The sequence below is a fragment of the Weissella paramesenteroides ATCC 33313 genome (assembly GCF_000160575.1).
GTDB classification, from domain to species: domain Bacteria; phylum Bacillota; class Bacilli; order Lactobacillales; family Lactobacillaceae; genus Weissella; species Weissella paramesenteroides.
Map to the genome: position 1 here is coordinate 1 of NZ_GG697132.1, position 13,450 is coordinate 13,450.

Sequence of the window (13,450 nt, forward strand, 5' to 3'; positions counted from 1 at the left end):
CCAGTTTGATTTGTCAACAACTTTTTAAAAGATGTTTTTATCAAATTAATTTCATGCAATGTCGTTGCCAACTTGATATATACTACACATTTATAAAAAGAAAGTCAATAGTCTTTTATATTTTAAGTATAAATTTGTTTTTTATTTTTAATATTACGTCACCCTTATCTAAAAGGCACCCTTTTCTCCATAAATAAACTGAATATAAGTCATTTGATTAGTAACTAAAAAAAGAAGCTGGGACAGGTGTTGTCTCAGCCTCTAATTTTTGTGCTAAAAGTTATTAATTACAAGCATGTTAGTTTGATAGCATAAACGCGTTACACACCGGCTTCAAACCGACTTTTGTCTCGCTCTCACTAAAAGAGTGCCAATTGATTTTCATCTGGCATACCATTAAGAACACCATTATCATCCATAAATTGTAATAGGGTCTTTGAAATGCCACCACGTTGTGCCAAATCCTCTTTAGATAAGAATTCTCCTTCAGCTCTTGCAGCTACAATACGCTTTGCTACGTTGTCACCTAAACCTGGTACAGAATTGAACGGTGCAATCAATGTATCGCCATCAATTAACCATTCATCTGAATCTGACTTGTATAGATCAACCATACTAAAGGTAATTCCACGTTCTAAGGCCTCGTTTGCAATTTCAAGAACAGTCAATAAATCCTTATCTTTAGCAGAAGCATCATTACCCTGATGTTTAATTTCCATTATCTTAGCTTTTGTACTATTTAGTCCACGCGACATTGAAACAATATCAAAATTGCTTGCACGAACTGAGAAATAGGCTGCATAATACAGCGTTGGAAAATAAACCTTGAAATATGCAATTCGTAACGCCATAAGCACATAAGCGGCCGCATGAGCACGCGGGAACATATATTTAATCTTCAAACCAGATTCAATATACCATTCTGGTACCCCGGCTGCGCGCATTTCGGCTTGATATTCATCAACAATTCCTTTACCCTTACGCACCTTTTCCATAATTTGAAATGATGATTCTGGATTAACACCATAGTTGATCAAGTCGGTCATGATTTTGTCACGGGTTCCAATAACCGTACCAATTGTCGCTACACCACGTTCAATCAATTCATCAGCGTTTCCACGCCAAACATCTGTTCCGTGAGATAATCCGGAAATTTGCAGTAATTCAGAATAATTTTTCGGGTGCGTTTCTTCTAGCATGCCTCGAACAAAGGCTGTTCCGAATTCTGGTACACCCAAGGTACCAGTCTTTGAAAAGATTTGATCCTCAGTAACACCAAGCGCTTCAGGTGATGAGAACAGACTCATGACACCAGGATCATTCATTGGGATCGTCGTTGGATCAATACCAGACATATCCTGTAACGCACGAATCATCGTCGGATCATCATGACCAAGAATATCCATCTTTAAAATATTATCGTGAATCGAGTGGAAATCAAAATGGGTCGTTCGCCAAGTAGCTGATAAATCATCGGCTGGATATTGGATAGGCGTAAAATCATAAATTTCCATGTCATCAGGCACAATTAGGATTCCAGCCGGATGTTGACCAGTCGTGCGCTTCACACCCGTTGCACCCATCGCCAGTCTTTCGACCTCTGCACCTCTAAATTGTTGATCATGATCACGTTCATATGCTTTCACATAGCCAAACGCTGTTTTGTCGGCCACTGTCGCAATCGTTCCAGCACGAAAAACATTATTCTCCCCGAACAAGGACTTCATATAGTTATGCGCAAATGGTTGATAGTCGCCCGAAAAGTTCAAATCGATATCCGGCACCTTATTACCCTTGAAACCCAAAAAAGTTTCAAAAGGAATATTATGTCCATCACCAATCAGTTTTGAACCATCAATTGGACTATAACGTTCTGGTAAATCATAACCCGATTCATAATCACGTGGATTAACAAACTCAACATAATCCCCCGCCACGCTACGATAGTGTGGTGGTAAGGCGTTCACTTCAGTAATTCCAATTAACAAGGCGATTAAAGAAGACCCAACGGATCCACGTGAACCAACTAAATAACCATCTTTATTTGATTTTGCTACGAGACGCTGGGCAACTAAATAGATAACCGCGAAACCGTTCTTAATAATTGAATTAAGCTCCTGTTCAATACGCGCCTCGACAATTTCTGGTAAAGGATTACCATACATACGATAAGCTGTTTCGTATGATTTTTGTCGGATTTCATCATTTGCGGTTGGCATATTTGGTGGATAGTTACCTGATTTAATCGCTTCAACATCATCAATCATATCAGCAACGACATGTGTATTATCAATCACCAATTTCTTTGCCAATTCTGGTTTCATCCAGCTAAAGTCATCCAGTACTTCTTGCGTTGTTCTAAAATGTAGATCCGGCAAGCTATGCCGATTTAGCGGATTTGCCCCACCCTGTGAACTAATTAAAATCTTGCGGTAGATACCATCTTCTGGATTTAGGTAGTGAACATCCCCTGTCACAACAACTGGCTTGTTCAACTCATCCCCAATTTTAACGGCCTGCATCATTAATTCACGTAACCGGGCCTCATCTTTAATTAATTCACCCTCTATTTGAGGTAAATAATTTGCTGATGGTTGGATTTCAATGTAATCATAGTATTTCGCCTTAGTTTTAGCAGCCGCGTAGCCCTTTTGCATCAATGCTTCCCAGAATTCACCTGAACTATCTCCGGTACCTAATAATAAACCATCACGATACTTATTTAACACTGAACGTGGTACTCGTGGTGTGCGATAAAGATAATGAATATTGGATTCTGAAATCAACTTATAAAGATTTTTGACCCCCGTCTGATTTTGAACGAGAACAACCGCATGATTTGGTCTACCATGACGCCAAGCATCATTATCTGTCATGTGATCGTTCAATTGGTCAGCATGTGTAATGCCATAAGATTCACGTGCTTCTTCCAAGAAGATGCGATTTAAATGTCCAGTCGTCTCCGAATCAAAGATTGCACGGTGATGTTGTTCAAGAAGCACACCAAAATGCTTTGCCAAAGTGTTCAAACGGTATGAACGCATGTTTGGGTATAAGAAACGAGCTAATGTTAATGTATCAATCACTGGATTAGTAATTGACCCCATGCCATGACGTTCGTATCCTTCATTCATAAAGCCCATATCGAATGTCACATTATGACCAACCAAGATGGCATCACCATAGAACTCACGAAAGGCCGTAAATACTTCTTTTTCTGATTTTGAACCTCGAACCATATCATCCGTGATTGAGGTCAAATCAACTGTTGTCTGACTTAATGAAAATCCCGGATCAATGAATTCAGAAAACTCTGCTATCACATTACCCTTAACCATTTTTACTGCCGATAATTCAATCACCTTGTCATATGCAGCAGACAATCCCGTTGTTTCCACGTCAAACACGACATACTCGGCATCAGCTAATTCAACATGTGCTGGGTTAAAGATAATCGGTTCACCATCTTCGACAAGATTAACTTCAACACCGTAAATCATTTTGACATCATTGGCTGCGGCTGATGAAGCAGCTTCAGGGAACCCTTGCGCGCCAGCAGTATCAGTAATCGCAATGGCGTCCATTCCCCAATCACTTGCTTGTTTCACATAGTCCTTAATACCATTAGTTGCATCCATGGTCGACATCAAAGAATGCGCATGTAATTCAACACGCTTTTGTTCACCTTCATATTTGTCAACACGCGGCTCGTGACTAACTATCTGCATATCATATGCCATCATCGTTAAATCATGCAAAAAATCATCCTGTTGTACTGGGCCGCGAGCACGAATCCACATGCCTGCTTTTATATTTGCAAAGAATTCTTCGTCATTTTCATCACGCGAGAATTTCTTAAGGATAAAGGAACTGGTATAATCAGTCACTTTCATGGTCAATAGCTGACGTTCTGATTTCAGAACTTTGACTTCCGCATCAAATACATACCCTTCAACAATAACCGATCGTTCTTCATCAATAATATTGATCATATCAGTGATTTCAGCATCATTAGCAATCTTACGTCCCAGACTATTACCACCATTGCTACCACCATGGCTAGCAGTATGGCGCTGCTTAGAAGCCTGTTCTATTTGAACCTGTGCCATCTGTGCTAACTGCTCATCTTGTGAAGCCCGCTGTGCCATCGCCTCAGCCTGCGATTGCGCAACTAGTTCATCATCAACATCAATGACAAATGGCAAATTTTCATCAAAACCAATTTGTTGGTACGTCTGTTGAATTAAACTAATTCCAGTCTGCTTTGCATAATTTGCCCATGCTTGTGAATCAAAACTTAGAAATAGTTGATTATCCTGAATCACGGGCATCACTTGGCTAAATGCCTGTTGAAAGGCCCCTGGTTCGTTTTGATGTTGCTGTAAAACCCACCGCCAATAATCAACTGCTTGTATCAAATTTGGCTGTGAAGTTAAATTAATTTCATAGTTAACAGCCGCAATATTAGCAAATGTCATCTGGAGCTTACTAATTAATGTCGCCAAAGTTGTCACATCAGGTAACTCAGGTAGTGCTAAATGGAATTGCCAAACACGAGACTGCTTGTGAATTGTCAACTTAGTCAATGTTGCTTCTTGGAAGATGTCGGGCACCTCCTCATATTGCAACTGTTGTAACAATATTTGAAATTGTTCTTGTGGGTTCAACGCCATCACTTATAGCCCCTTTCATTTGTTTTACAATCTATTGTTATTATACATTGTCCGTGAGTCATGAGAATATCAAATCGATTAATTAATTTTTAAACACAAAAAAAGGAAGCAATGGGCAATTGCTTCCTCTCAGTAATGATGAATAACTCAAAGTGCTATGTCATCATTGATAATAGATATGGATGGGCTTCCCTATCTATTATTAACGGTATACTCACATATACCAATTTAAGGAGTAGTTGCAGGAACGGGCATTCCTGCTAGGTTATGAGTAATCATTATGGGCATCGACAGGATATCTCTGTATCCCTCATCGATAGTTATACTATAAAGCTAAAATCTTAAAACAAGAATAAACAGCCAAATAATATTTAATTTTTATTACCATCCAAGAAAACTTGGAGTGTTGAAACAAGCTCATCTGCTCGAACTTCAATTGCTTCATCAGCTTGACGTAACTTAACTTCAACAATACCATCACTAGCTTTTTTACCAACAGTTACACGGACTGGCAACCCAATTAAATCTGAATCAGCAAATTTAACACCCGGACGCTCATTACGATCATCTACTAGAACTTCGTAGCCGGCTGCTACTAAGCTTTCATTTAAATCATCCGTTAATTTAGCTTGAGTCTCATCTTTGTACTTAATCGGAACCAAATGAACATCCCATGGTGCAACGGCTGCTGGCCATGATAGTCCATGTTCATCGGCATTTTGCTCAGCAATGGCGGCCAAAAGGCGTGAAACACCAATTCCGTAAGATCCCATGATAACGTCTGCTTGACGTCCATTCGCATCTAGGACTTGTGCACCCATTGATTTAGAATAACGTGTTCCTAGCTTAAAGATATGGCCGACTTCAATACCCTTTGTAAATTGTAAATGACCCTTATTATCAATAGCCGGATCACCTTCTCGTGCAATACGGACGTCAGCAACTTCATCAATACGGAAATCACGATCAACATTAGCATTTAAGTAATGGAAGCCTGCTTCATTACCGCCAACGACGATATTCGCCATATCTGTTACCCACTCATCAGCGATAATTTTCACTTCTTCACCAACACCAACCGGACCCAATGAACCAAATGGAGCGCCTAAATATTGTTGCGCTTCCGCTTCAGTTGCTAGGCGCAATTCATCAGCGTGCAAATAATTTTGTACTTTGACTTCATTAACTTCATAATCACCACGCACCAAAATCATAACCGGTTCACCATCAGCCATCATGAATAATGTCTTCACTAATTGATCCGCTGAAGTTTGCAGATAATCTGCCAATTCAGCAATTGTGGCAACTTCAGGAGTCGCAATTTTTTGTAAATCAGCTAATGGCGCATGTGACTTATTGGGTGTGTAAAGATCTTTAGCCATTTCAAGATTTGCCGCATACTCAGACTCATCTGAATAAGCAATCGTATCTTCACCGGCTGCAGCTGGTGCAGAGAATTCCTTAGAATCTGAACCACCCATTGCACCTGCATCACCTACGATAACGCGATAGTTTAGCCCAACGCGATCGAAAATATTAACGTAGGCTGTCTCCATTTTCTTGTAGGCATCGTCCAAGCCAGCTTCGTCAATTGAAAATGAATAAGCATCCTTCATAATAAACTCACGCCCACGAAGAACACCGAAACGAGGTCGATCTTCATCACGTAACTTTGTTTGAATTTGATAAAGAGTCAGTGGCAAACGCTTATATGATTTAATATCATCACGAATCAACGTTGTCATCGTTTCTTCATGTGTTGGGCCAAGAATCATGTCACGCCCATGACGGTTCTTCAATTTAAACAAATTTGGACCATAAGTTTCATAACGTCCTGATTCTTCCCACAATTCTGCTGGTAAAAGAACTGGTGCTGTCATTTCAATAGCATCAATTTTTTCCATTTCCTCGCGAATAATCGCATTTATCTTATTTAATACACGTTGCGCTAATGGCAAATATGCATAGACACCCGCAGTTACTTGACGAACATATCCTGCGCGTAACATCATTTGATGGGAAATTACTTCCGCATCAGCTGGTGTTTCACGCAACGTTGGAATAAAAACCTTTGATTGTTTCATGACTTATACCCATTCCTAATCTTTGCACCAACTCGTGCATTAAAATTCTTTTTCTATCTTACCACATTTGGTTACTTGAAACTGACAACACAGAAATTTTAAATGATTCTTCCCAGGATCCTATTTCACGAAATAACGTAAAATATCGTTACCAGTCACCGCAACCATTAAAATAACGAGGAGCACAACACCGACCATTGTTACGGCTAACTCTGCTTTTTCAGGCACTGGCCGTCGAATAACAGCTTCCACAGCATTTAATAACAATTTACCCCCATCTAAACCTGGTATCGGGATTAAATTCATCATTCCCAGGTTTACTGACAACCAAGCCATAAATGACACGATTGCTAGGATACCCATGCTACTTACTTCTGACGTATTTTTATAAATAGCCACTGGACCACCTAGTTTATTAAGTGAAAATCCTTGCACGAGATTTTTAATCGCTCGGAAAATCTGGGTCATCGATTGGGCAGTTGCCTGGAACCCATACCGCAAACGTGCACCTAATGCAGTCGTTTGCTTAGAAGTGACACCAATTTGACCAATCATCATACCACCATTCTTAATCCCCTTAGGTGTCAATGTTGTGTGTTTTGTTTGACCATGACGTTCAAAAGTTACTGTAACCTTTTTATTTGGCAATGTTTGAATGGTATTCTGCATGCTTTGCCATGAACTAACTTTTTTACCATTTATTTCAGTAATCGTATCATTATGCTTCAAACCGACCATAGCAGCTGGTGAATCTTTAGCAACCTGATCCACCGTTGTTGTGGACACGCCAGGTAAGGTAAACGCCAAACCAATAAATAAGATAAGCGTCAGCAAAAAATTATTCATTGGTCCCGCAAAATTAATTAATGCGCGTTGCCACAATTTTGCTGATTCTATATGGGTATCGCGTGGTGCTACTAATACCATCGTACCATCTGCCTCAATGATTTCAGCATCATGATCAACAGGTAAACGAACCACCCCTTCTTCATCTAGCCAGTACCCTTCAATAAACATATCATCAACTAAATCAATTTGATTAACCGTAATCGTCCGGCCACCAACAAGTTCTTCTTGTTCTGATAAATTAATTCGAGTCACGACACCATCAGTTATAACTACTGTGATTGGCATCCCAGGTTGAACAGATTCTTCTTCAGTATCGGCACGACCAGCCATCCGCACATAACCACCAACTGGCAAAATACGCCAGGTGTAAGTTGTGCCATTGCGCTGCGTTTGCAATAATTTTGGCCCCATACCAATGGCAAATTCACGAACACGCACACCTGATTTTTTTGCAAAGTAAAAGTGACCAAATTCGTGCACAATCACGATGACCCCAAATACAATAATAAATGTAATAATTGCTGTCATTCCTTTTCTCCATCCCAATCTAAGTAGGGTAAGTATACAATAAAATACGATACAAACAAAAGTGCTTTGAAACAAATGCAAGCTAGCAAAAAAGGGCGACGTTTACCATCAGCCCTTTTTAATCATTCATTTATTAAAAAACACCAAGTAGATACATAATTGGTAAGACGATCAACATCGAATCAAAACGATCTAAAATACCACCATGACCCGGTAATACTGACCCAGAATCTTTAACATGGTAGAAACGCTTCAAAGCAGATTCTATCAAATCCCCAAACTGACCAGCAACCGAAAGAATAATGCTGATTACAAGCATAATCCACCAACTATATGTTTGTGGGAAGAAATAGGTATAAACTGCTGCTGCAATAACCGCAATAACACTACCACCAATTGACCCTTCCCAAGTTTTATTTGGTGAAATAGGCGTCAGCTTATGTTTACCAATTTTTCGACCAACTAGATAAGCACCTGAATCAGTAATCCAAACAATTAAGAAAGCATACATTAAGGTATCTAGTCCTGCCGTACGTGCTGTAACCATCATGCTGAATCCTAAACCAACGTACATCATGGTTAGTGTAAACACACCAGCATCTTCAAAATTAAACTTATTACGTGCGACCACTGTATGTAACAACATCAAAATAACAAATATATATAGCAAAGAAGAACGCTGCAATGTTACTGGCAAGTCAAGATTATGCCAAATATCTGTTGGTAATGTCATAATTAGCGCACCTAACATTGTTAATATGGCACCAAAATCAACCAACAATGTTCGACGCATCAAGACAACTTCTGATGCAGCAACAACGGCAAGTACTGAAGCAGCGATCTGAATCCAAATACCACCTGCAATTAAAATGGGTATAAAAATTGCCAATGCTACCACTGCCGTAATTACCCGTGTTTTCATTATTTTATCTCCTATTTTTTATCACTCTTATTTTCTGATAGACCACCAAATCTTCGATGACGTGACTGATATATTTTAATCGCACGTTTCAAGACACTTGCGGTAAATTCAGGCCAATGTTCATCCACAAAAACAAATTCTGAATACGCAATTTGCCAAAGTAAAAAGTTTGATAATCGCTCTTCACCACTAGTACGAATCAATAAATCCGGGTCAGCATACTCGTTTAATGATGCTGTCATCATAGATTGGCTTAGCATATTTTCATCAATGTCTTCTGGTTTAATTTCGCCACTTAATACTCTTTGGGCAATTTGTTGCACACCAGATACAATTTCAGCTCGTCCACCATAATTAAGGGCAAAGTTTAATACCATACCAGTATTATTAGCAGTTTGTGCGATTGCATTTTGAACAGCTTTTTGTGTAGAAGCAGGTAACTGATCAACATAACCAATGACATTGACCCGAATATTATTTGCGATCAAATCAGGTACAAAAGTATCAAAAAACTTGCCCGGCAATTTCATTAAAAAGCCAACTTCTGTTTCTGGGCGTTTCCAATTTTCAGTTGAAAAAGCATACAAGGTTAAAACCTTAACACCCAAATCACTGGCGGCCTTAGTAATATCTTTAACGACTTCCATGCCACGCTGATGCCCAGCAACTCGTGGTAGATTCTGACCCTTTGCCCAGCGTCCATTACCATCCATGATAATCGCGATATGTTGTGGTATCTGCTGATTATCAAGTTCTACAACTTGTTTATCAGCACGTTCTTCACGTCGGTCATTAAAAAACACGATTTCCCCTCCGAGATCCTAACAAATAATCACTATGAAAACTGACACGCTTCATAACCTTATATATTATAACAGTTTGACACACGATATTTGATTATTAGTCATTATTTATCAAAAATTTTGCTAGCATTGTCATCGAATGCACCAGCTAACAGAGCTTCAATGGTATCTAATACACCATTATGATTGTTGTCATTAACAGCAAGATTATCAATTCGCACCTTCATAAAATCTTCTGCATTAGGCATAACAAAAGGATATTTAACGTACCGTAACATCTCTAAATCATTTCCATTATCACCAAAGGCGGCCATTTCTTCTGGCTTAATGCCCCAAATGTCACCTAATTGTTCAAGACCTGTTCGTTTATTGACTCCTGGTGCTAGAATATCCACAGTTCCAAATCCTGATCCTGTTGTATGTAATTCTTCACCGAACTCTGCTCGTAGCTGTTGGATATGTTGATGAACATCGATTCCTTGTTCCCACACAAATGTAAAACGGAAAATATTATCTTCAATGTTCTTAAACTTCTCTACTTGGTGAACCACCGGATAAAATTGTTTCACCATACCGATAATTTCAGGTGTCGCATGATTAGACACATACGCCCCATTATGACCTGACAAAACAATTAGATTTTCCATACCTGGATTAACACTATTATTCCAAGCAATCACACGATCAATTTGTTGACGAGTAATCGTTGATTCAGCAATTACCTCATCATGATTCATCACTAAAGCACCGTTGTCTGAAACATAGGTTACGCGATCCGGATTAACTGGATTGAAGTATGAACGTAATTTTTTATATTGATTGCCACTTGCAGCGACAAAACGAATCCCCTTAGCATCTAGTTCATCTAATAAATCTTCCATGCGGGCATAATCGAATGTTCGATCGTCACGCAATAATGTACCATCCATATCAGTTGCAATTAATTTAATCGTCATTTTTCAATTTTCTCCTTCAATCTAAATATCATTAATTTACTCAATACATAATTAGAAACAATCACAAATATATTTTGGATAATATTCCAAATCATATCATTTTGGTGTAGGACATGCACACCAAATAACAGAATTAAATATCCTACCACACCTGTTGCCAGTCGTGCAAAGAAAAATTTAACCATTTCGAGTAAAATATTAGCAAGGCCTGTCGTTTGACTATCAAACACCCATTTACGGTTCGTTAGATAAGCAAACAAAACACTCAATATCCAAGCAAGGATATAGGCAATATTTATCGATAAATGAGACCAACGTGCCCCCGTATATACCACAATGTTAACCAAAGTTGTCAGTCCACCAAATATCAAATACATAATTTGCATTCGATATTTCCTTACGATCTCAATTACTGCACGCATTTCGTTACTCCATTCTAATCAATTTACAAAATAACACTCAAAACATTATACCAAAATCACCCGTAAGCGGGTTAGTTTGCTACAATTATATAAATAGTTCTTACAAATATAACTTAAATATTTAGGAAGGCATGATTATGAATCCTGAAACTCATGATAATGTATCTCGTTTAAATCGACATAAAGAAAATCAAACAACTGATCAACCAATTAGTCGTCAATCACGATTAAATCAGAAATTAAAACAGACAGATATTCAATGGCTTGCTTTAATTATTGGTGCCATCGCCCAAAATATTATTTGGTGGGTATATCCCCTAATTTATTCAAAAAACTTAGCCGGTGGTCAATGGCAGCATAACCCCTTGTTAATTTCGTACAGCATTATTATCGCCATTGCGATATTCTTGACATTTAACCGTGGCTTTTCACGCTGGATCAATTATGTTGTTATTTTATTTCCTTTATTGTTTTTGTATTTCTTATATAAACAATTTACTGGTCAACAGGTTATGTTATTGGCTCTACTGCCGATTGCGCTACTATTAATAAATATTCCATGGCTAAATTTGCAAAACGTACTTGGTCTAATCTTATATTCAGGTATTGCAACTATCGTCATGCCCGTTGTCATTTTTTACCAACAGAACACGTATTTGACACAACCATTTATTATTAGCTTACTACCATTATTTTTCAGTTACTTATACTTTATGAGTAGTGTATTTGTAACTGAGGGACGTAATAAACGACTAACTTCTCTCGTTTTTGGTGTTATTTTGTTATTAAACGTCTTAACTTTGCCATGGAATTTTTGGACAATTCTAACGATGATTATCATCATATTTACTTGGATGGTCTTAATTAATTTCAATTTAAAACAACGTTACCGTATGGTATTCTTTACTGTTTTACAGGCAATGACAATTATGGTTATTTTTTTACAACAACACTAACCTTAAAAGAACCGAAATGATTTCTTATTTCGGTTCTTTTTTCTTTCAAAAAACATATTAACGTTTTATAATATATTTATGGATGAAAAATTATCAGAGTTTTTTAAGCTATTTTCAAATGTTTTACGACTAAAAATTTTAAAGATTTTGGCTGATCATGAACAAAACGTTTCAGACCTAGTCACAGCTACGGGCTATTCGCAATCAAACATTTCTCAACAATTGAAGATGTTAAAACAAGCCGATATCGTTAGCTCCCATAAGCACGGCAAACAAGTTTTTTATGTGCTAAAGGATGACCATATCCGGTCTATTATTGCATTAGCTACGACACACTTGGAGGAAAAATTATAATATGCATAATCATCACGAGCATGCAACCGTTCCAAAAAGGCAATTACCTTACTTAACTGGCATTATTCTAAATACTGCTTTTATCATTGCTGAAATGATTTTTGCACATTATGCGCATTCAACAGCATTGTTTGCGGATGCCCTGCACAGTGTTAGCGACGTTGCCTCATTAATTTTGGCTTGGGCCGCCGTCGTTGTTTTTGGGCTACGAGCGACAACAACGCACACCTATGGTTGGCATAATGCAACCATTTTGGCTAGTTTTATCAATGCCCTCTTCTTACTAGTTGCTGTGTTTGTTATTTGGTATGAAGCAATTGTTAAATTACTAAATGGTGGTGCTGAACCAGCTGGAAATTTAATTATGATCGTATCAGCTTTCGGAATCGCCGTTAACTTTCTAGCAGCAAAATTCTTCGCAATGGCTGGCGACCATAAGTCAGATATCAACGCTAAAGGAGCTTATGTCCATTTAATGGCCGATGCGGGTGTTTCACTTGGTGTGGTTATTGCTGGTTTACTAACAATGCTAACAAAATGGTATTGGTTAGATCCCGTAGTTTCAATTATCATTGGTATCGTTATTATCGTGTCATCATGGGATATTTTTAAACAGTCCATTTTACTAATTTTTAATGGCGTACCAGAAAATATCGATGAAGAAACCGTCAAAAATGCGATTCTTGAAAATCCAGAGGTTATTAGTTTACATGATTTGCATATCTGGGGAATTTCTACTACAGAAACCGCATTAACTGTTCATCTTGTCGTAAAAGACCCTAGTGATATGTTGCTACTCTCTCAACTTGGTCACATGCTACAAGATGATATGCATATTCAGCATACAACGATTCAATTGGAACGTAATTTACCTGATGAACCATGTAATGATATTTAAATTTA

Annotated in this window: 10 protein-coding genes; 3 read left to right on the forward strand and 7 right to left on the reverse strand. The window is 38.2% G+C overall.

Features of this window, described 5'->3' with window-relative positions; translation table 11 throughout:
• Positions 1 to 359: 359 nt before the first annotated feature.
• From HMPREF0877_RS06975 to HMPREF0877_RS07005, 7 genes are all read right to left on the reverse strand, one after another.
• The gene (locus HMPREF0877_RS06975; RefSeq protein WP_002828605.1) at positions 360 to 4,673 is read right to left on the reverse strand and encodes a PolC-type DNA polymerase III; all 4,314 of its coding nucleotides are present in this window, start codon (positions 4,671 to 4,673) and stop codon (positions 360 to 362) included.
• 371 nt (positions 4,674 to 5,044) lie between these two features.
• Complete coding sequence (locus HMPREF0877_RS06980) at positions 5,045 to 6,757, reverse strand: proline--tRNA ligase (RefSeq protein WP_002828606.1); 1,713 nt, start codon at positions 6,755 to 6,757, stop codon at positions 5,045 to 5,047.
• Between the two features lie 120 nt (positions 6,758 to 6,877).
• The gene (gene rseP / locus HMPREF0877_RS06985; RefSeq protein ID WP_002828607.1) at positions 6,878 to 8,134 is read right to left on the reverse strand and encodes an RIP metalloprotease RseP; all 1,257 of its coding nucleotides are present in this window, start codon (positions 8,132 to 8,134) and stop codon (positions 6,878 to 6,880) included.
• A gap of 133 nt (positions 8,135 to 8,267) precedes the next feature.
• Entirely contained in the window at positions 8,268 to 9,056 is a 789-nt protein-coding gene (locus HMPREF0877_RS06990; RefSeq protein WP_002828608.1) for a phosphatidate cytidylyltransferase, read from the reverse strand.
• 11 nt (positions 9,057 to 9,067) lie between these two features.
• Positions 9,068 to 9,859 carry an isoprenyl transferase gene (locus HMPREF0877_RS06995; protein WP_002828609.1) on the reverse strand — a complete coding sequence of 264 codons (792 nt, stop codon included), beginning with the start codon at positions 9,857 to 9,859 and terminating at the stop codon, positions 9,068 to 9,070.
• A 104-nt stretch (positions 9,860 to 9,963) separates the two neighbouring features.
• Positions 9,964 to 10,815, reverse strand: a complete 852-nt coding sequence (locus tag HMPREF0877_RS07000; RefSeq protein ID WP_002828610.1) for a Cof-type HAD-IIB family hydrolase — start codon at positions 10,813 to 10,815, stop codon at positions 9,964 to 9,966.
• Positions 10,812 to 11,237 (reverse strand): GtrA family protein, encoded by a 426-nt coding sequence (locus tag HMPREF0877_RS07005; RefSeq protein WP_002828611.1) that lies wholly within the window; start codon positions 11,235 to 11,237, stop codon positions 10,812 to 10,814. The genes HMPREF0877_RS07000 and HMPREF0877_RS07005 overlap by 4 nt, the downstream gene beginning before the upstream one ends.
• A gap of 137 nt (positions 11,238 to 11,374) precedes the next feature.
• On the opposite strand from HMPREF0877_RS07005, the gene HMPREF0877_RS07010 reads away from it, so the two are divergent.
• The 3 genes from HMPREF0877_RS07010 to HMPREF0877_RS07020 all read left to right on the forward strand — a co-directional run bounded on the left by HMPREF0877_RS07010 (position 11,375) and on the right by HMPREF0877_RS07020 (position 13,445).
• A complete protein-coding gene (locus HMPREF0877_RS07010; protein WP_040760955.1) occupies positions 11,375 to 12,193 on the forward strand; it encodes a membrane protein in 819 nt (272 codons plus the stop codon).
• A 78-nt stretch (positions 12,194 to 12,271) separates the two neighbouring features.
• Positions 12,272 to 12,547 (forward strand): ArsR/SmtB family transcription factor, encoded by a 276-nt coding sequence (locus tag HMPREF0877_RS07015; protein WP_002828613.1) that lies wholly within the window; start codon positions 12,272 to 12,274, stop codon positions 12,545 to 12,547.
• Between the two features lies 1 nt (position 12,548).
• A complete protein-coding gene (locus HMPREF0877_RS07020) occupies positions 12,549 to 13,445 on the forward strand; it encodes a cation diffusion facilitator family transporter (protein ID WP_002828614.1) in 897 nt (298 codons plus the stop codon).
• Positions 13,446 to 13,450: the final 5 nt, after the last annotated feature.